Raw genomic sequence first — 18893 nt, 5'->3', positions numbered from 1 at the left:
GGGGCGATCGAGGAAGCATCAGGCAGTGACGAACCCGCAGACCGGCCCGGACGCCACCCCGGACGCCACCACCCCGGAGACCGGACTCCCGGACACCGGACTCCCGACCGCCGACGGCACGGCCACCGACGACACAGCCAGCGCCAGGAACCCGGCGGTCGCCGCGGCCGACGGGATCGACTACGGCAAGGGCATCGACCCGGACCGCCTGGAACTCTGCCTGAGCGTGATCGCCGAGCTGGACGAGATCCACGTCGACCACCCGGACGCGATCCGGGTCCGGCTGGCCGTCGGCGGGATCTTCCGCACCCTCAAGCAGCGCCGCCGCCAGGAGACCCGGGCCCGGAAGACCGCCAACGACCGCGCGGTGACCGCCCGGACGGCCACCGGCGCGGCCGGCCGGATCGACGACGAGACGGCGGGCGCCTTCGGCCTGACCACCGAGACCACCACCGAGCTGGCCGGCATCCTGGAGCGCCCGCGCTCCTGCTACACCTGCAAGCAGCGGTACGTCGAGGTGGACGCCTTCTACCACCAGCTGTGCCGCGACTGCGCCGCGCTCAACCGGGCCCGCCGGCACGCCCGCGCGGACCTCACCGGCAAGCGCGCGCTGCTCACCGGCGGCCGGGCCAAGATCGGGATGTACATCGCGCTCTGCCTGCTCCGCGACGGCGCGCACACCACCATCACCACCCGCTTCCCGAACGACGCGATCCGCCGCTTCACCGCGATGCCGGACAGCGCCGAGTGGATCCACCGCCTGAAGATCGTCGGCATCGACCTGCGCGACCCGGCCCAGGTGATGGCGCTGGCGGACGAGGTCGCCGCGGACGGCCCGCTGGACATCCTGATCAACAACGCGGCGCAGACCGTCCGCCGCTCCCCCGAGGCGTACCGCGAGCTGGTGGCCGCCGAGTCGGCGCCGCTGCCGGCCGGGGCGCTGCCCGCCTCCACGGTGATCGGCCGGTTCGGGTCGGGCGCGGTGGACGTGCCCGCGCTGCCCGGGCAGAGCCGGGTCGAGCGGCCGTCGGTGAGCGCCGAGCAGGTCACCGCGCTGGCGCTGGTGACGGGTTCGGCCTCGCCGGAGCGGATCGCTGCGGGCACCGCGATCGACGCGGGCGGCCTGGTGCCGGACCTCGCCCCCACCAACAGCTGGGTGCAGACCGTCTCCGAGGTCGGCCCGATCGAGCTGCTGGAGGTACAACTGTGCAACTCCACCGCCCCGTTCATCCTGATCTCGCAGCTCCGCCCGGCGCTCTCCGCCTCCTCGGCGCGGCGCAAGTACGTGGTGAACGTCTCCGCGATGGAGGGCGTCTTCGACCGCGGCTACAAGGGGTCCGGCCACCCGCACACCAACATGGCGAAGGCCGCGCTGAACATGCTGACCCGCACCAGCGCGCAGGAGATGTTCGAGAGCGACGGCATCCTGATGACGGCCGTCGACACCGGCTGGATCACCGACGAGCGCCCGCACCCCGAGAAGATGCGCCTGCACGAGGAGGGCTTCCACGCCCCGCTCGACCTGGTGGACGGCGCGGCCCGGGTGTACGACCCGATCGTCCGGGGCGAGTCGGGCGAGGACCTGTACGGCTGCTTCCTGAAGGACTACCAGAAGGGCAAGTGGTGACCGACCCCGGACTCCCGCCGCTGCCACCGCTGGTGGGCGCGGGCGTGATCGTGCCGACCGGGGACGGGCGGGTGCTGATCGGGCGCCGCACCGCCGCCGGGGAGCCGCCGACCTGGAGCCTGCCCGGCGGCAAGGTCGACCACCCCGGCGAGTCCTTCGAGGCCGCCGCCGCACGGGAGTTGGCCGAGGAGACCGGCATCGTGCTGCCCGCCGGGCGGATGCGGGTGCTGGCGGTGCTGGTCGACCACGAGCTGGGCCGGACCCGGGTGACGGCGGCGGTGCTCGCCCCGCCGAGCCTGGCCGAGGCGCTGGTCACCGAGCCGCACGCCTGCGCCGGCTGGGAGCGGGTCGCGGTGGACGCGCTCCCCGAGCCGATGTTCTACCCGTCCGCGCAGGTGCTGGCCTGCTGGCTGCCCGACTACGCGGCGCCGGACGGGACTTGGCGCTATCCGGTGGCGCCGTCGCTCGCCTGACGATCCGCTCGCCCGACGAAGCGTCGGCCCGCCCCCGGACCGGGGGCGGGCCGTCGGCGTCGGGGCGCTCAGCGGCGGGCGGCCGCTCCGGCGCGGGCGCCGACCCGGCGGACCAGCAGGACGAAGGTCCGGGCGTGCGCGGTGCCCTCGGCGACCCGCGGCCAGTCCAGCGCGGCCAGTGCCTCGGACGCGGCCGGGTGCACCTCGCCGTGCACCCGCACCTCGGCGTCCGCGCCGCCCTCACCACTGCCCAGCAGCACCTGCACGCCGACGAGTTGGTCCCGTCCGAGGTCGCCGCCGAGCGCGGGGGCGAGGGCCGGCAGCACCGGGTTGCGCACCAGCCAGTCCTGCACGTCGTGGAAGCGCCCGCCGGTGCCCCAGCCGACCACACCGCCGTGGATGGCGTGCCAGCCGGGCAGGCCGTCGGGGTCGCCCGGGTCCAGGTGGCCCGCGAACCGGCCGTTGTGGGCGACGAGTTCGATGAGCGCGACGCCGGTGGTGGCCGCCCACACCTCGATGCCGCGGCGGACCGGGTCCCGGTCGGCGCCGTCGATGCCGGTCACACAGCCGGGGACGGCGGTCTCCGGGCGGTCCCGGTCGGCCAGCAGGAGCAGATCGAGGTGGTGCGGGTGCGCGTCGTGCGATTCCCCGAGCCGCACCGCCAACGCGCCCGGCCCGCGCACCTCCTGCCCCTCGACCCGCCACGACTCCCCGTGCAGCGAGGACAGTTCGTCTACCACCGCACCCAACACGACCTGCGCGGAAGGCCGTTCCGGCCGCTTGCCGGCGGCCTCCGGACCGGTCCCGGACCGGCCGCGCCACCATGATCCCCATGCCATGGCGCACACCGTAACGGTGTCCCGGTTCGTCGACAATGCGGGAACGACCGCCCCGGGCAAGGTGGTCGTTGTCGTCCGCTATGTGTATCGTCGCTATGCGCGATCAGGGACTTACTCGGGGGCTGCAGCTGGGGGCGGCATGGCGCTACAACTACCATCGGGACTCAACCACTTGCTCGGCCTGCTGGGCGTGCGATTCCCGAGTGCCAATGAAGACGAACTGAACCAGCTGGCAGACCAGTTGGAGAAGTTCGCGAGCGCGCTCGACTCCGCCCAGATGACGGCGGACAAGGCGCTCACCATGCTCCACGAGGTCTACCAGGGCGATTCGGCGGACCGGCTCTCCGAGCTGTGGAGCACCATCACCAAGTACTCGAAGGTGATCGTCGAGCTCTGCCAGACCGTGGCCAAGGTGCTGCGGGCGGCCGCGGTCGTGGTCGAGCTGGCCAAGACCCAGTCGATCACTCAGCTGTTCTCCATCCAGGCCCAGTTGGCGGCGGCGTCGTCGACCGGCCCGTGGAGCGCCGCCGCGGTGCTGCAGATGGGCCGCATGATCATGAACCAGCTGCTGGACGCCGCCGTCAGCAAGCTGGCGAGCACGCTCACCAAGCCGATCGAGGACATGATCGACAAGGCGGCGCAGCAGATCGCGCCCACCCCGGCGGCCCGTTCGAACAGCCAGGGCTTCAACATCGACCTCGCCCAGCTCGCCAGCTGCGCGATGGACCTGCGCCGCGGCTCGGACGACATCGAGTCGCACGGCCTGTCGTTCCAGCGGATCGCGCAGGGCCTGAAGATGGGCGACTCCGGCGACCGCTTCGGCAAGATCGTCATCGAGATCGCCCAGCACATCCTGCAGACCATCGCCGAGACGGTGCTCAAGCGCATCCTCGGCTCGTTCCGCAGCACCGCGGACAAGATGGACAAGATGGCCGGGAACCTCGGTGAGAACGAGGACAGCAACCGGATGTCGCTGAACAGCATCGCCTCCACGGTGGCGAACCCGTACAGCCCCGGCACCGCGCTCAACGCCGCGGGCCACCCCGGTTTCACCGGCGGCGGTTCGTCGCGCGGCTCGTCGGACGCCGGGCTGGGCGCCTTCGCCGCGCTGATGCCCAAGCTCGGGCCGGTCGGCTCCCGCTCCGGCGGGACCGGCGGCCCCGGCGGCGGCAACCGCAGCGGGGTCAACACGCTCGGCCTCAGGGAGCCCAACCTGGGCGCGGCGACCGGCGGCCACGGCGGCGGCGGGGGCTCCGGCTCCGGCTCCGACGGCGGGCCCGGCGGCTCCGGCGGCGCGCACGGCCCGCTCGGCGTCGGCACCCGCCTCGCCGTGCCGGGCAGCGGCGGCAGCGGGGGCAGCGGCACCCGGGTGAGCACCAAGCTGGAGACCGACCACCGCCTGGACGGCGGCGGCTCCTCCGGCGGCTCCGGCTCCGGCACCGTCGGTACCTCCACCAACAGCGCCGGCTCCGGCGCCCGCCCCGGCGGCATGGTCGGCAGCCCGATGGGCATGGGCATGGGCATGGCCCACGGCTACGGCCCGGTCGGCGGCGGCTCGCGCGGCGGCGGCAGCGGTGCCGCGGGCCGCCGCGGGCAGCACGTCACCGGGGAGGACGAGGAGGAGCAGTACTCCGACGGCATCGTCGCCGAGGACCCGCTGCTCAACATGTACGCGGCCCTGCAGCTCGGCCGCGTCATGCCGGTCCGCCAGGACGCCGCGGAGAACGAGCACCACGAGCGCGACGGCCGCTACGACGGCGAGTTCGACGAGGAGTACGACGAGATCTGAGGCACCACCCGCACGACCGGACGGGCCCGGGGGAGCACCCCCCCGGGCCCGTCCGGTTTCCCGCTCCGGTCAACCGTTCGCTTGACGCATTGCACCCCATGAATTGACCGTGAACGGTAAACTTTCGCCCGTGGTGGTATGGACCACGAACGAATCCGCTGGTTAGGGTCGGAACAGGCCCGCCCGGCCGGGCGTCCGTGGCCGCACCGAAGCCCCCTCCCGACGGGACGAGTCCGTGACCGACACCTTGGTGGCCGCCGAAGGCGATCGCTACGAGGAGGCGCTCCTGGACGCCACCGCCGCCTGGGTGGCCCGGCACCGGCCGCCGGGCAGCGGGGCGCTGGCCGAACTCGGCGCGCGGGAGGGCGCGTTGACCCGGCGGCTGCTGAAGGCCGGGTACACGGTGCACGCCGGGGAGGCCGACCCCGACCTGCGGGCCCGGCTGTTCGCGGCGTTCCGCGGCCGCGCCCGGCTGCGGCTGAGCGCGAGCGACCTGGCCGACCCGCCCCCGGTGCGCCGCCGTTTCGGCGCGGTGCTGCTGATCGACGCCCTGCGCCCGGGCCAGGACCTGGAGTTGCTGCACGCCCTCCCGACCGACCTGCTGTTCGTCGCCCTCACCCCGCCCGCGCTGGACGGCCGGCTGCGCCCGTGGCTCTCGACGCAGCAGGGCTGGCTGCTGGTCGAGGAGATCGACCTGGCCGCCCCGGGCACCGGCCCGCGGGCCCCGGGCAGCCGCGGCGTCCTGCTGCGCCGGGCCTGCTGACACCCCGTCGGGCGTGAGGGGATGACGTCCCGTCGGGCGTGGGGATGACGTCCCGTCGGACGTGGGGGTGACGTCCTGTCAGTCGTGCCAGACCTCCCGGACGGGCCGCAGCGGGTCGGACTCGGTCCGGGGCGGGTCGTCCCAGCGCATGGTGGCGCGGTTGTCCGCGTAGGGCTGCCAGTCCTCGCCGGGGTCGAGGTCGCGGACGAAGGCGACCCAGGCGGCGTGGAGCCGGTCGGCGAGGGCCTGCGGGGGCTCGGCACCGAGGGCGGCCTCGACGCCCTCCGCGCCGAGCAGGTCGAAGGCGAACGGCAGGTCGGTGCAGTGGTAGGCCTGGCCGGTGCGGCCCTCGGCGGTGCCGGCCCAGTCGAACTGGTAGAGCCAGGTGGGCAGTCCGCGCTCCCGCCGGGCCTCGGCGAGCGCGGTGCCGGGGGCCCGGAACAGCAGGTCGGTGAGGAGGTCCCCGAACCCGGCGTCCGGCCGTCCGGCCCGGAACCGTTCGGCGCGGCGGGCGTCGATGCCGAACGCCGCGAACAGGCTCAGGAGAGCGGCCGCCCCGGACTCCCCGTCATCGGACTCCCCGCCGTCGTCCGGTTCCCCGCCGTTCGGGGCGGTGAACTCGTCGGCGGTGAAGCCGAGCACCAGCGGCACCGCGGACTCGGCGGCGGCCTCGGCCACCGGCCGGGGCAACAGGTCGCCGTCCACGGCCGGGGCGAGCGACTGCAGGGGGTCGCCGAAGGCGCTCAACGCGTCCTGCAGTTCCAGGAGTTCGGCGTCCTCGGCGTCCTGCAGCGCGGTGGCGGTGAGGGTCTGTCCGGTGCGGGCCGCGAGGGCGGCGGCGACGGCGGGGGCGGCGGGCTGGAGGAGAGCGCCGGAGACCGAGATCGCGGCGCGGAACAGCCCGGCGGCGGCGGGGGTGGCGAGCAGGGTCTGCACGGCGCCGCCGCCCGCGGACTGTCCGGCGACGGTGACCTTGGCGGGGTCGCCGCCGAAGGCCGCGATGTTGTCGCGGACCCACTCCAGGGCGGCGATCCAGTCCCGGACGCCCCGGTTGTCGGGGGCGTCCGGGAGGTGCAGGAAGCCCTCGATGCCGAGCCGGTAGCCGACGCTGACCAGCACCACCCCGTCCCGGTTGAACGCCGCGCCGTCGTACCAGGGGCTGGCGGCGCTGCCGGCCACGTACCCGCCGCCGTGGATCCACACCAGGACCGGCAGCCCGGCCCCGGCGCGGGCCTCGGGGGTGAAGACGTTCAGGTTGAGGGTGCCGCCGCCGGGGATGCTCGGCTCGGGGATGGTGGTGACGGCCGAGAACGGGCGGCGCTGCGCGGTCGGGCCGTAGGCGGTGGCGTCGCGGACCTCCGTCCACGGCTCGGGCGGCACCGGGGCGGCGAACCGCAGTGCCCCGACCGGGGGTTGGGCGTAGGGGATGCCGAGGAAGCGGACGCTCCCGTCGGCGCGGCGCTCGCCGCGCACGGGGCCGCTGCGGGTGGGGACGACGGTCATGGCTGCTCCTGGGGGGGCTCGCGGTCTCGGTGGCGGACGGGTGGTGCGCGGTGCGTCTTCTCATCCTGGGCTCTCTTCCCACGCTGCCGTCACAGGCCGTCGGCGAGATCGCGGCCATCAGCGAGGCCGCTGCCGAGATCTCGACCGCTGCCGAGGTCCAGGCCGTGGCCGTGCGGGAAGACCGGGTCGGCGGTGTCGTTGGGCACGTCGGGGCGGGAGGCTTCGACGGCGGCCATCGAGCGCGGGAGTTCGAACGGCAGGCGGCCTTCGGGGCGGGCCAGACCGAAGACCGCGTCGAGCAGGGCCTCGTCCTCGGCGCCGTAGTCGGCGATCAGGGCGTGGGCCCGCTCGGCGATCTCGGGGAGCACGGCGGGGCGTTCCAGGTTGATCAGGACCACGGTCGGGACGGTGTCCAACACCCGCAGGATGTCGGCGAGTTCGGAGCGGGTGAAGTCGAGCCGACCGGAGTGGAACAGCGACTCGAAGCGGTTGGGCCGGTGCTCGTAGGGGGTGTGCAGGCGCAGCAGGGCGAGGTCGGCCTCGGCGGGGGTGGCGGCGGGGCGGCCGTGGCGGGCGACGGCGGCGGGGTCGAGGCCCTCGGTGTAGAGGCGGGGGGCGGGGCGGGTGACGGGGAGGGTGCGGTCGCGGTTGCTGAGGACGGTGAGCGAGCGGCGCTGGGCGGCGGCGCCGGCGGCGCGGAACTCGGGGTTGCCGACGATGAGTTCGGCCCGGTCGGGGTCGACGTGGCGGCGGTCGTCGAACAGGCCGAGGACGAACTTCTCGCGGAGCAGGCGGCGGACCGAGTCGTCGAGGCGGTCCTCGGCGATCCGGCCGGTGCGGACCAGTTCGACCACCAGCTCGGGGCACTCCTCGCCGCCGAACTGGTCGACGCCCGCGTCGAGGGCCTTGGCGGCGCGTTCGGCGGGGGTGAGGTGTTCGACGCCCCAGGCGCGGGCCTGGTGCGGTTCGCCGAAGATCTCGTCGTCGTTGAGCAGGCCCCAGTCGGTGCAGACGACGCCCCGGAAGCCGAGTTGTCCGCGGAGCAGGTCGGTGACGACGCCGCGGTTGAAGCCGAAGCCGACCTCCTCCCAGTCGGTGCCGATCGGCTGCCCGTAGTAGGGCATGATCTGGGCGGCGCCGGCCGCGATGGCGGCCCGGAACGGGGCGAGGTGCAGTTCGCGCATGCCGCCGGGGTAGACCTGCTCCTTGCCGTGCGGGAAGTGCGGGTCCTCGCCGTCGCGCTGCGGGCCGCCGCCGGGGAAGTGCTTGACCATGGCGGCGACGCTGTCCGGCCCGAGGCGTTCGCCCTGCAGGCCGCGGACGTAGGCGGCGGCGAGTTCGGCGGTGAGGACGGCGTCGGAGCCGAAGGTGCCGGTCTGCCGGGACCAGCGGGGTTCGGTGGCGAGGTCGAGCTGCGGGTGCAGGGCGACCCGCAGGCCGACGGCGAGGTATTCGCGGCGGGCGGTGTCGGCGAAGCGGTGGACGAGTTCGGGGTCGCGGACGGCGGCCAGCCCGATCGGTTCGGGCCAGGCGGAGAAGGCGCCGGCCCGGACCGAGGCGCCGATGTTGGCGGTGAAGGAGTGCCGGGGGTCGGTGGACAGCGTGACGGGGATGCCCAGGCGGGTGCCGGCGGCGATCTCCTGGACGGCGTTGTGCCACTCGGCGATCCGGCGGGGTTCGGCGGTCCCGACCAGGTTGAAGTGGCTGAGCCCCTGCCGACGGATCAACCCGCTGGTGTCGGCGGGGAATTCGCCTTCGTCGCCGTCCTCCACCGGCCGCCCGTCGGCGTGCATCGGGATCATGGTGTGGAACAGCAGTCCGGCCTTCTCCGCCAGAGTCATCCGGCCGAGCAGGTCCTCGACGCGCTCCGCGACCGGCCGGGCCGGGTCCTGGTAGGGGTGGCCCGTGTGTGCTGCTGCCATGGGTGGTGCTCCAAAGGGGGGTTCGCGGCCGACGGGGTGCCGGGCGGAGGGTCGGACGGGGTGTCGGCGCACGGGTCGGCAGCGGACGGACCATCCGGTCGGGGCTGCCCCGGGGGCCGGGGCCGGGGCCGGGGCCGGGGTCAGTCCACCAGGGCGCGCCGCCCCTCGGCGATCCGGTCCGGGTCCCAGCCGCGGTGCGGGACGGAGTCCAGCAGCAGCCGGGTGTAGGCGTGCCGGGGGTCGGTCAGCACGGTGGCGGTGGGCCCGGACTCGACCACCCGGCCCTGCCGGAGCACCACCAGCTGTTCGGTGACGTGCCGGACCACGGCGAGGTCGTGGCTGACGAACAGCAGCGCGATGCCGTGCTCGCGGCGGATGCCGGCCAGCAGGTCGAGGATCTGCGCCTGGATCGAGACGTCGAGCGCGGCCACCGCCTCGTCCAGGATCAGGACGCGTGGCCGGGCGGCCAACGCCCGGGCGATGGCGACGCGTTGGCGCTGGCCGCCGGAGAGGGCGCGGGGCAGCGCGGCGGCCTCGCGGGTCCCGAGGCCGACCTGGTCGAGGAGTTCGGCGACCCGCCCCTTGCCGTCGCCGCCGTGCAGCCGCAGCACCTCCTCGACGGCCGCGCCGACGGGGATGCGCGGGTCGAGCGACAAGTACGGGTCCTGGAAGACCAGTTGGATGCCGCGGGCGTGGGCGAGGCGGGCGGTGCGGCCGCGCGGGCGGACCAGGCGGTCCGCGCCGTCCAGGGCGACGGTGCCGGCGTCGGGGTGTTCCAGGCCGACCAGCATGCGGGCGGTGGTGCTCTTGCCGCAGCCGGACTCGCCGACCACGCCGAGCGCCCCGCCGGGGGCCAGCGCGAAGGAGACGCCGTCCACCACGGTCCGTTCCCCGAAGCACTTGCGCAGCCCCTCGACGACGAGTCCGGCGGTGTCGGCGGCGGGCCCGGCAGCGGCGGCTCCGGCGGTCGTGGTCACGGGATGGTCCCTTCGTCGGCCCGCAGGCAGGCAGCGAGGCCGTCGCCGTACGGGAGGAGGAGCGGTCGCTCGGTCTCGCAGCGGGGGCGGACGTGTCCGCAGCGGGCGGCGAAGGCGCAGCCCGGCGGGTTCTCGGCGAGCGAGAGCGGGCGGCCGGGCACCGGCCGGGGCGGGGGCGCGCCGGGGTCGAGGCGCGGGGTGCAGGCGATCAGTCCGGCGGTGTAGGGGTGTCGGGGGCGGGCGAACAGGTCGTCGGTGCGCCGGGTCTCGACGATCCGTCCGGCGTACATGACGTAGACCCGGTCGCAGACGGCGGCGGCGAGTTCGAGGTCGTGGGTGACGAGGAGCAGGCCGGTGCCGCGTTCGCGCTGCAGGCGGGTGAGCAGGGCGATCACCTCGGCCTGGGTGGTGACGTCGAGCGCGGTGGTGGGTTCGTCGGCGAGCAGCAGGCCGGGTTCGCCGGCCATGGCGGCGGCGATGACGACGCGTTGCAGCATGCCGCCGGAGAACTCGTGCGGCCTGCGCCGCAGGGCGCCGGCCGGGTCGGGGAGGCCGACCGCGGCGAGGAGTTCGACCGCTCGGGCGGTGGCGGCCGCGGCGGGGGTCCCGGCGGCGCGCAGGCCCTCGGTGAGGAAGTCCCCGATCCGGTGCAGCGGGTTGACCACGGCCCGCGGGTCCTGGAACACCATGGCGACCTGACGGGCCCTCAGCTCGCGCAGCTCGGCCGCCCCGGCGGTGAGCACGTCGCGCCCGCGGACCAGGACCCGCCCCTCGGTGACGGCCCGGTCGGGCAGCAGACCGAGCACGCTGCGGCAGGCCACCGACTTCCCGGAGCCGGACTCGCCGACCAGGCCGACGGTCTCCCCTGCGGCCACGTGCAGCGAGACCCCGTCGAGCAGCGGCCGGGCGGCCCGCCCGCCGGGCAGCCGCACCGTCAGCCCGTCGATCCGCAGCAGTTCCCCGGACGCCGCCGGACCGCCGGAGCCAGGGCGCCCGGAGGTCCGATCATCAGACATGGGAGGTCCGAAAACCGGATGATCGCCAGTCCGATCGTCCGAGGTCGGATGAATGTCCGTCATATCAACGCTCCCGTCGGGCGAGCCGGTCGGCGATGCCCTCGCCGACGATGCCGAAGGCGACGACCGCGATCACGATGCACGCGGAGGGCGCGAGCGCGGGCATCATCGCGCCCTGCTGGAGCGCGGACTCCCCCTCGTTGATCATCGCGCCCCAGTCCGCGGTGGGCGGTTGCACGCCGAAGCCGAGGAAGGAGAGCGCGGCCAGGTCCATCAGCGCGTAGCCGAAGTTGATCGCGGACTGGGCGAGCACGGTCGGCGCGATGTTGGGCAGCAGGTGCCGCAGGCAGATCGTCCAGCCGGACCAGCCCTGGACCCGGTAGGACTCCAGGTAGGGGCGGGCCTTCTCCTGCTGGGCGAGGCCGCGCACCAGGCGGCCGACGTACGGGGTGTAGGCGACCGACATGGCGATCACGGGGGCGGTCATGCCGGGCCCGGAGAGGGTGACGAACATGACGGCGAGCAGCAGGCCGGGGACGGCGAAGACCAGGTCCAGGGCGCGGGAGAGCAGGGTGTCGGCCCAGCCGCCGCACCAGCCGGCGACGGTGCCGAGCAGCAGGCCGCCGGCCGTGGACAGGGCGATCACCAGCAGGGGCCCGAGCAGTCCGGTCCGGGCGCCGTGCAGCAGCCGGGAGAGCACGTCCCGCCCGGACTGGTCGGTGCCGAGCAGGTGGTCGGGGCCGGAGCCGGCCAGCGGGTCGCGCAGGTCGACGGCGTTCGGGTCGTGCGGGGCGAGCAGCGGGGCGAGGACCGCGACCAGCACCAGCAGGGCGAGGACGAGCGCGGCGGCGGTGAACAGCGGTCCGCCGCCGAGGCCGCGCAGCCGGCCCAGCAGCGGCCGGCGCACGGGTGCGGTGAGAGCGGCGGCGGTCATGCGGCTCCTCCCGCAGGGGCGCCCGGCACGACGGCCGGCCCGGTGCCGGGCCCGGTCGGCCCGGCCTGGGCGGCCCCCCGGCCGCGCCGGACGGCCCGCGCGGTGCGCGGGTCGATCAGCGGTCCGAGCAGGTCGACGGCGAGGTTGACCAGGCCGAAGCAGAGCACGGTGAGCAGGGTGACGGCCTGGACGACCGGCAGGTCCTTGGCGCCGACGGACTGCACCAGCAGCGAGCCGACGCCGGTGGTGTTGAACGCGGTCTCCACGACCGAGGTGGAGACCAGCAGCCCGGCCAGCGTGGTGCCGCCGACGGTGACGACGGGGCCGAGGGCGCCGCGCAGGACGTGCCGGCGGATCACCTGCCGTTCGGGGACGCCCCGGGAGCGGGCGGCCTCGACGTGGTCGCGGCCGAGTTCGTCGAGCATCGCGGAGCGGGTGACCCGGGCGAGCAGGCCGGCCAGGGTGACGGCGAGCGCGAACGCGGGCAGGGTGAGGTGGTGCAGCCGGTCGGCGAGCCCGGTGCCCTGCGAGCCGGGGCCGGGGAACCAGCCGAGCCGGACGGCGAACAGCGAGACCAGGGCGATCGCGGTGACGAACGGCGGGGTGGCGGTGGCGATGCCGGTGCCGATCAGCACCAGCCGGTCGAGCGGGCCGGGGCGGAGCGCGGCGGCGGCGCCGACCAGGGTGCCGCCGAGGCAGACCAGCACGGCGGCGTACCCGATCAGCAGCGCGGTGCCGGGCAGCCGGGAGCCGATCAACTCGCCGACGTCCTGCCGGAATTGGACGGACCGGCCGAAGTCGCCGTGCAGCGCGCCGCCGAGCCACTTGCCGTACTGGACCAGGAAGGGGTCGTCGAGGTGGTACTGGGCGGCGATCGCGGCCCGCGCCTCGGGGGTGGCCGGGTGGCCCTTGAGCAGGAAGGAGACCGGGTCTCCCGGGGCGAGGTGCACGGCGCTGAAGACCAGGAAGCTGGTCACCAGCAGCACCGCCACCAGTCCGAGGACCCGGCCGAGCAGGTAACGGGCCATCAGCGGGCGGCGCCGATCGTCGCGGCCCACGGGTAGTAGAGCTGGGGGATGCCGGTCGGCGCGCCGGTGATCCGGCTGCCGAGGAAGACCGAGAACGGGGCCTCGTACAGCGGGATGCTGGGCAGTTCGCGGACGGCGATCTGCTGGAGCTTCGCGGTGAGGTCGGCGCGGGCGGCCGGGTCGGCGGTGCCGGCGGCCTTGTCGAACAGGTCGTCGAACTCGGGGTCGCTCCAGCCCGCGTAGTTGCCGAAGTCGCCGGTGCGCAGCGACTGGTAGAACTCCAGCGGGTCGGGGGTGCTGTCGTAGCCGTTGGTGACGACCAGGTCGATGCCGGCCCGGGCGGCGGGGTCGGTGAACAGGGCGGTGTAGGCGTCGGGGGCGACGGGGCGCAGTTCGACGTCGAGGCCGATCTCGCGGCCGGCGGCCTGCACGGCGTTGCCGACCACGCTGATCTCGGGGGCGAGCGAGCTGGTGGCCATCACCACCTTCTTCCCGGTGGCGCCGGCCTCCTGGACCAGCTGCTTGGCCTTGGCCACGTCGTGGACGGGGGCGGGCAGTTGGGCGAAGTACCCGGCGGTGCGCTCCGGGACGAGGGCCCAGGCGCCCTGCGCGGCGGGGGCCTTGGCGGGGACGCCGACGCCGCCGGCCGCGGACTTGACGATGCCGTCGCGGTCGAGCGCCAGCGACAGGGCCTGCCGGACCTTCAGGTCGCGCAGGGTGCCCCGGAGGTCGAGCACGGCGAGGTCGGCGGCGGCGGTGTTGGGGCCGAACCACACCTTGCCCTTGTCGGTGCCGTTGAGCTGGGCGAGCGAGGCGGAGGGCACCATGTAGCCGCCGTCGACCGCGCCGGAGAGCCAGCCGTTGGCGCGGGCCGCGGAGTCGCCGACGAAGACGAACTTCACCTTGTCGGACTTCGGCGCGAGCGCGGCGTCCCAGTAGGCGGCGTTCTTGCGCAGGGTGATGCTGTCGCCCTGGGCCCAGGTGTCGATCGCGTAGGGGCCGGTGCAGTCGACGCCGGTGCCGGGGCTGCCGTAGTCCTTCCCGGCCTTCTCCAGGAACTTCGCGCTCTCCACGGTGCCGGGCGAGGCGGCGAGCAGTTCGTCGAGCAGCACGTCCGGCTTGCTGAGGGTGACGGTGACCTCCAGCGGGCCGCTCTTGCTGACCGCGACGACGTTCTTGAACGCCGAGCCCCAGGCGGAGCCGGTGGCGGGCAGCAGGTGGCGGGTCAGCGAGGCGACCACGTCGTCGGCGGTCATCGTCGAGCCGTCGTGGAACTTCACGCCCTCGCGCAGGGTGTAGACCCGGGTCAGCGGGTCGGGGCTGGCGGACTTCACGGCCAGCCCGGGTTCGATCTTCAAGTCCGGGGTGACCCGGAACAGTTGCTCGCAGACGTTGGCCAGCACGGTGTTCGGCGGGTAGTCGTAGGCGAGCGCGTAGTCGAGGGTCTGCGGCTCGGCGTACAGCGACCAGGTGAACGAGGGCAGCGGGCCCTTGGCGGCCGGGGCGAGCGGGGTGGTGGCGAAGCCGCTGCCGTCGGAGGCGGTGGCCGGGCCGGGTTTGCCGGTGGCGCCCGAGCAGGCCGTCAGCAGCACGGTGCAGGCGGCCAGCAGGGCGGTGGAGCGGACGGCCGTGGAGCGGAGGAAGGCGGTGGAGCGGAAGGCGGATCTCGCGGAACGCGGCAGGAGGCGCACGGAAGAACCCACCCCTTTCGAGTCGGGAGGGCTGTGGGTTGCGTTGGAGTATTGATGCGGGAACGTTCCCGCACAACCCTCCGCGGGAACGTTTTCGGATCACGGTGCGACAACGGTCCGTCCCGACTGCGGGAACGATTCGGCACAGCGTGCGGCGTCGGGCCGCCGCGCCGTCCGCGGGGGGTGACGCGCCCTCACCCGCCCTGGCAGCATCGGCGCATGAGCGACACCCCGCCCGCCGGGGGCCCGGCCCCCCGCATCCGCCTGGTCGACGTGGCCCGCGAGGCCGGCCTGTCCAAGACCACCGTCTCGGCCGCCCTGAACGGCACCGGCCGGATGTCCGAGGACGTCCGCCGCCGCGCCCGCGAGGCCGCCCGCCGGCTCGGCTACCGCCCGAACGCCACCGCCCGGCTGCTCCGGGCCGGCCACGCCCGGCTGATCGGCTACGCGGTCGGCGAGTTCGCCGCCGACCCCGGCACCTACCTGGGCTCCCCGTACTTCGCCCGGCTCACCAGCGCCACCGCCGCCGCGGCGCTGGAGCGCGGCTACGCACTGGTCCTGCTGCCCGCCGGCTGCGGGCCCGAGGAGTGGGCCGACCTGCCGCTGGACGCCGCGATCGTCGCCGACCCGATCGACCACGACCCACTGGTCGAGGACTTCCTGGCGGCCCGCGTCCCGCTGTTCACCGACCGCTCCGTGGAGGGCCGCCCGGGCGCGCACTGGGTCGACGTGGACGCCGAGGCCGCCGTCCGCGAGGTCCTCGACCACCTGCACGGGCAGGGCGCCCGGCGGGTGGCGCTGCTCTCCCCCGGCACCGCCACCCGCTTCCACCGCGCCGTCACCGACACCTACCTGCACTGGTGCGCCGAGCACGGCCTGACGCCCCGTCAGGCGTACACCGACGGGCCCGGCGACGGCCCGGTGCTGGCCGCCGTGGACGCCCTGCTGACCGGCCCCGGCGACCCGCCGGACGCGCTGTTCGTGCTGGCCGAGGCCGGGCCGCCGCTGGTCCTGGACGCGGTGCGGCGGGCCGGGCTCGCCGTCCCGGAGCAGCTGCTGCTGGTGTGCGCCAGCGAGGAGCCCTCCGCGGAGCACACCCGCCCGCCGGTGAGCACGCTGAGCATGTCGCCCGCCGCCGTCGCGGTGAAGGGCATCGAGCTGCTGATCGCCGCGCTGGAGAGCGGCAGCCGGGAGCCGACCGGCGCGCTCGTCCCGACCAGGCTGGAGATCCGCGCCTCCTCGCTCCGCCCGCCGGACTGAGCCCGCCGCGCCGGGCGCCGCCCCTTACGTCAACGGCATTGACGTTGACGGCGGGCGCACGGTCTGATGGCCGCGTCCGGGCCCCGCGTCTCCGCTCCGGGGCCCGGACCGCCCCCATGCACCGAAGGAGCACCCGCCATGGCCGACCCCGTCCACGCCCTCCGGGACGTCCGGTACACCCCGTTCTGGCTGGACCGCCCCGACCGGCCCGAGCCCGAGTCCGCCCTGGTCGGCGACGCCCGCTGCGACCTGCTGGTGGTCGGCGGCGGCTACAGCGGCCTGTGGACCGCGCTGATCGCCAAGGAGCGCGACCCCGCGCTGGACGTCGTCCTGCTGGAGGGCCGCGAGATCGGCTGGGCCGCCTCCGGCCGCAACGGCGGCTTCTGCGAGGCCAGCCTCACCCACGGCCTCGGCAACGGCCACCAGCGCTGGCCCGGCGAACTCGCCGCCCTGGAACGCCTCGGCCGGGCCAACCTCGACGCCATGCAGGACGCCGTCCGGCGCTACGACATCGACTGCGACTGGCGGCGCAGCGGCTCCCTCACCGTCGCCACCGAACCCCACCAGGTCGACGAACTGCGGGAGTTCGCCGCCCTCGCGGCCCGCTACGGCACCACCCTGGACGTCCTCGACCGGGACGCCGTCCGGGCCGAGATCGACTCCCCGACCTTCCTCGGCGGCCTCTGGGACCGCGAGGGCGTCGCCATGCTCGACCCGGCCCGGCTCGCCTGGGGCCTCAAGCGCGCCTGCCTCGCGCTCGGCGTCCGCATCCACGAGCACTCCCCCGCCACCGACCTCGCCGACGGCCCCGCCGCGCTCACCGTCCGCACCCCCTACGGCCGGGTCGCCGCCCGCAAGGTCGCGCTCGCCACCAACGCCTTCCCGTCCCTGCTGCGCCGCCACCGCCCCTACACCGTGCCGGTGTACGACTACGCGCTGATGACCGAACCGCTGACGGCGGCACAACTCGCCTCGGTGGGCTGGCGCAACCGGCAGGGCTGGGCCGACAGCGCCAACCACTTCCACTACGTCCGGCTGTCCGCCGACAACCGCATCCTGTTCGGCGGCTACGACGTGGTCCACCAGTACCGGAGCCGGGTCGGCGACGAGCGCGACCGCCGCCCCGAGACCTTCGCCACCCTGGCCCGGCACTTCGCCCGGACCTTCCCCCAGCTCGAAGGCGTCCGGTTCAGCCACGCCTGGGGCGGCGCCATCGACACCTGCACCCGGTTCTCCGCCTTCTTCGACCTCAGCCACCGCGGCCGGGTCGCCTACTCCGCCGGCTACACCGGCCTCGGCGTCGGCGCCACCCGCTTCGGCGCCGAGACCGTGCTCGACCTGCTGGCCGGGGAGCGGACCGAGCGCACCGCCCTGGAGATGGTCCGCCGCAAGCCCCTCCCCTTCCCGCCCGAACCGGTCCGCTCCCTCGGCATCGGCCTCACCCAGTGGTCCCTGCACCGCGCCGACGCCGACGCGGGCCGTCGCAACCTCTGGCTCCGCACCCTGGACCGCCTCGGCCTCGGCTTCGACAGCTGACGGATCGTCAACTCTTTTTCTCCGCCGGCGAAAGGAGCGGGCCCGGGGCTACCCCCGGGGCCAGAGCGGTTCGGTGGCCCGGGTCTCCGCCTCCCGCAGCACCCGCAGCACGTTCCGTCCGGTCAGCGCCTCCAGTTCGCCGACGGACCAGCCGCGGGCGGCCAACTCGCCGAGCAGGACGGGGTATCCGGAGACGTCGGGGAGGTCGACGGGCAGCCGGTCGACGCCGTCGAAGTCGCCGCCGAGGCCGATGTGGTCGAGTCCGGCGATCTCGCGGGCCCGCTCGACGTGGTCGGCGACCTGGGCGGCGGTGGCCTCGGGGCGGGGGTTGGCGTCGAGCCAGCGCTGCAGCTCGGGCGGCGGGGGCGCGCCGGGGCCGGCGGCGAACGCGGCGGCGGTCTCCGCCGCGACGGCGGCGGGGTCCTCGCCGGGGGCGGGGTGGCGCGGCCAGGACCAGGGCTGCTCGGGCAGGCCGAGCCGGGTCCGTTCGGCGGCGAGCGCGGCCCGCCAGGCGGCGGCCTCGGTGGACACGAAGTCGGGCACGAAGGTGAGTTGGACCACGCCGCCGTTGCCGGGGAGCAGCGCCAGCACCTCGTCGGAGACGTTGCGCGGGTGGCCGGTGACGGCCCGGCAGGACGAGTGGCTGAAGATCACGGGCGCACCGGCGGCGGCGAGCGCGGCGCGCTGGGTGGACTCGGCGGTGTGCGAGAGGTCGACCAGGACGCCGATCCGGTTGAGTTCGGCGACCACGGCCAGGCCCTGCGCGGAGAGCCCGCCGACACCGGGGGCGTCGGTCGCGGAGTCGGCCCAGGGCGTGTTGTGGTTGTGGGTGAGCGTCACGTAGCGGACGCCGAGCCGGGCGTAGGCGCGCAGCACGCCGAGCGAGGAGGCCAGCGAGTGGCCGCCCTCGATGCCGAGCAGCGAGGCGATCCGGCCGTCGGCGATCGCGGCCTCCGCCTGGTCGGCGGTGACGGCGGCGCGCAGCCGGTCGGGGTAGTGGGCGATCAGCCGGTGGGTGAGGTCGAGCTGTTCCAGGGTGGCGACGGCGGCCTCGGGCTCGGGCAGGTCGGAGGGGACGTAGACGGACCAGAACTGGGCGCCGACCCCGCCGGCCCGCAACCGGGGCAGGTCGGTGTGGAGTTCGGGCCGGTGCGCGTCGAGCCCTTCGACGCTGCCGCCGGTACGGGCCCGGAGCGCGACCGGCAGGTCGTTGTGGCCGTCGACCACGGGGGTGCGGCGCAGCGCGAGCGCGGCGCGGGCCTGCGGGGAGTCGTCGTCGGGCTGCGTCCCCCGGGTTGTGCCGTCCACCTGTCCACCCTCCCGTTCCGCGCGGAACCTGGCCCGAAGCTAGATCAACAACTCGCGGCGGGTCAAGGACTGTTGACACTCCCGCAACACTGCGGCCGCCGGGGCCCCCCCCGGGGGGGGGGGGGCGGCGGGGCCGGGGGTCTACGGCACTGCATTGCACCGGGGACGAGTGCAGGGTCGAAGGGGGGGGGCCGGGGGCGGGGGTGGGGGGGGGGGGGGCGTTGGCC

General features: G+C 75.1%; 15 protein-coding genes. 6 read left to right on the top strand and 9 right to left on the bottom strand.

Features of this window, described 5'->3' with window-relative positions; all coding sequences use genetic code 11:
• Positions 1-175 precede the first annotated feature (175 nt).
• Both ACIOHG_RS17380 and ACIOHG_RS17375 read left to right on the top strand, forming a co-directional pair.
• A complete protein-coding gene (locus ACIOHG_RS17380) occupies positions 176-1627 on the top strand; it encodes an SDR family NAD(P)-dependent oxidoreductase (RefSeq protein WP_400951205.1) in 1452 nt (483 codons plus the stop codon).
• Complete coding sequence (locus tag ACIOHG_RS17375; RefSeq protein WP_400951027.1) at positions 1624-2100, top strand: NUDIX hydrolase; 477 nt, start codon at positions 1624-1626, stop codon at positions 2098-2100. Before ACIOHG_RS17380 ends, ACIOHG_RS17375 begins: the two co-directional genes overlap by 4 nt.
• Positions 2101-2168: 68 nt before the next feature.
• On the opposite strand, the gene ACIOHG_RS17370 is transcribed toward ACIOHG_RS17375, so the two are convergent.
• Positions 2169-2939, bottom strand: a complete 771-nt coding sequence (locus tag ACIOHG_RS17370) for a DUF6348 family protein (RefSeq protein ID WP_400951024.1) — start codon at positions 2937-2939, stop codon at positions 2169-2171.
• 190 nt (positions 2940-3129) lie between these two features.
• Between ACIOHG_RS17370 and ACIOHG_RS17365 the strand changes: the two genes are divergently transcribed.
• Positions 3130-4728, top strand: coding sequence for a hypothetical protein (locus ACIOHG_RS17365; RefSeq protein ID WP_400951022.1), 1599 nt, complete (start codon positions 3130-3132; stop codon positions 4726-4728).
• Between the two features lie 235 nt (positions 4729-4963).
• The gene (locus ACIOHG_RS17360) at positions 4964-5491 is read left to right on the top strand and encodes a hypothetical protein (protein WP_400951020.1); all 528 of its coding nucleotides are present in this window, start codon (positions 4964-4966) and stop codon (positions 5489-5491) included.
• A 78-nt stretch (positions 5492-5569) separates the two neighbouring features.
• On the opposite strand, the gene ACIOHG_RS17355 is transcribed toward ACIOHG_RS17360, so the two are convergent.
• The 7 genes from ACIOHG_RS17355 to ACIOHG_RS17325 form a co-directional block, all read right to left on the bottom strand.
• Entirely contained in the window at positions 5570-6994 is a 1425-nt protein-coding gene (locus ACIOHG_RS17355) for a carboxylesterase/lipase family protein (protein WP_400951018.1), read from the bottom strand.
• A gap of 89 nt (positions 6995-7083) precedes the next feature.
• Positions 7084-8916: a glycoside hydrolase family 3 N-terminal domain-containing protein gene (locus ACIOHG_RS17350; protein ID WP_400951016.1), complete on the bottom strand. Its 1833-nt coding sequence runs from the start codon at positions 8914-8916 to the stop codon at positions 7084-7086.
• Between the two features lie 140 nt (positions 8917-9056).
• Positions 9057-9893, bottom strand: coding sequence for an ABC transporter ATP-binding protein (locus tag ACIOHG_RS17345; protein ID WP_400951013.1), 837 nt, complete (start codon positions 9891-9893; stop codon positions 9057-9059).
• Positions 9890-10909, bottom strand: a complete 1020-nt coding sequence (locus ACIOHG_RS17340) for an ABC transporter ATP-binding protein (RefSeq protein WP_400951011.1) — start codon at positions 10907-10909, stop codon at positions 9890-9892. The genes ACIOHG_RS17345 and ACIOHG_RS17340 overlap by 4 nt, the downstream gene beginning before the upstream one ends.
• Before the next feature lie 64 nt (positions 10910-10973).
• Positions 10974-11843 (bottom strand): ABC transporter permease, encoded by an 870-nt coding sequence (locus tag ACIOHG_RS17335; RefSeq protein WP_400951008.1) that lies wholly within the window; start codon positions 11841-11843, stop codon positions 10974-10976.
• Entirely contained in the window at positions 11840-12871 is a 1032-nt protein-coding gene (locus ACIOHG_RS17330) for an ABC transporter permease (protein WP_400951202.1), read from the bottom strand. Before ACIOHG_RS17330 ends, ACIOHG_RS17335 begins: the two co-directional genes overlap by 4 nt.
• Positions 12871-14562 carry an ABC transporter substrate-binding protein gene (locus ACIOHG_RS17325; RefSeq protein ID WP_400951006.1) on the bottom strand — a complete coding sequence of 564 codons (1692 nt, stop codon included), beginning with the start codon at positions 14560-14562 and terminating at the stop codon, positions 12871-12873. Before ACIOHG_RS17325 ends, ACIOHG_RS17330 begins: the two co-directional genes overlap by 1 nt.
• A 219-nt stretch (positions 14563-14781) precedes the next feature.
• Here ACIOHG_RS17325 and ACIOHG_RS17320 point away from each other — a divergent pair, with 219 nt between their 5' ends.
• Both ACIOHG_RS17320 and ACIOHG_RS17315 read left to right on the top strand, forming a co-directional pair.
• A complete protein-coding gene (locus ACIOHG_RS17320; protein WP_400951005.1) occupies positions 14782-15822 on the top strand; it encodes a LacI family DNA-binding transcriptional regulator in 1041 nt (346 codons plus the stop codon).
• Between the two features lie 138 nt (positions 15823-15960).
• Positions 15961-17358: an NAD(P)/FAD-dependent oxidoreductase gene (locus ACIOHG_RS17315; protein WP_400951002.1), complete on the top strand. Its 1398-nt coding sequence runs from the start codon at positions 15961-15963 to the stop codon at positions 17356-17358.
• A 48-nt stretch (positions 17359-17406) separates the two neighbouring features.
• On the opposite strand, the gene ACIOHG_RS17310 is transcribed toward ACIOHG_RS17315, so the two are convergent.
• Complete coding sequence (locus ACIOHG_RS17310) at positions 17407-18666, bottom strand: dipeptidase (protein ID WP_400951000.1); 1260 nt, start codon at positions 18664-18666, stop codon at positions 17407-17409.
• Positions 18667-18893: the final 227 nt, after the last annotated feature.

Source organism: Kitasatospora sp. NPDC088134, assembly GCF_044741705.1.
In the GTDB taxonomy this organism is placed as follows: Bacteria; Actinomycetota; Actinomycetes; order Streptomycetales; family Streptomycetaceae; genus Kitasatospora.
This window is presented reverse-complemented; position numbering and strand designations above follow the sequence as displayed.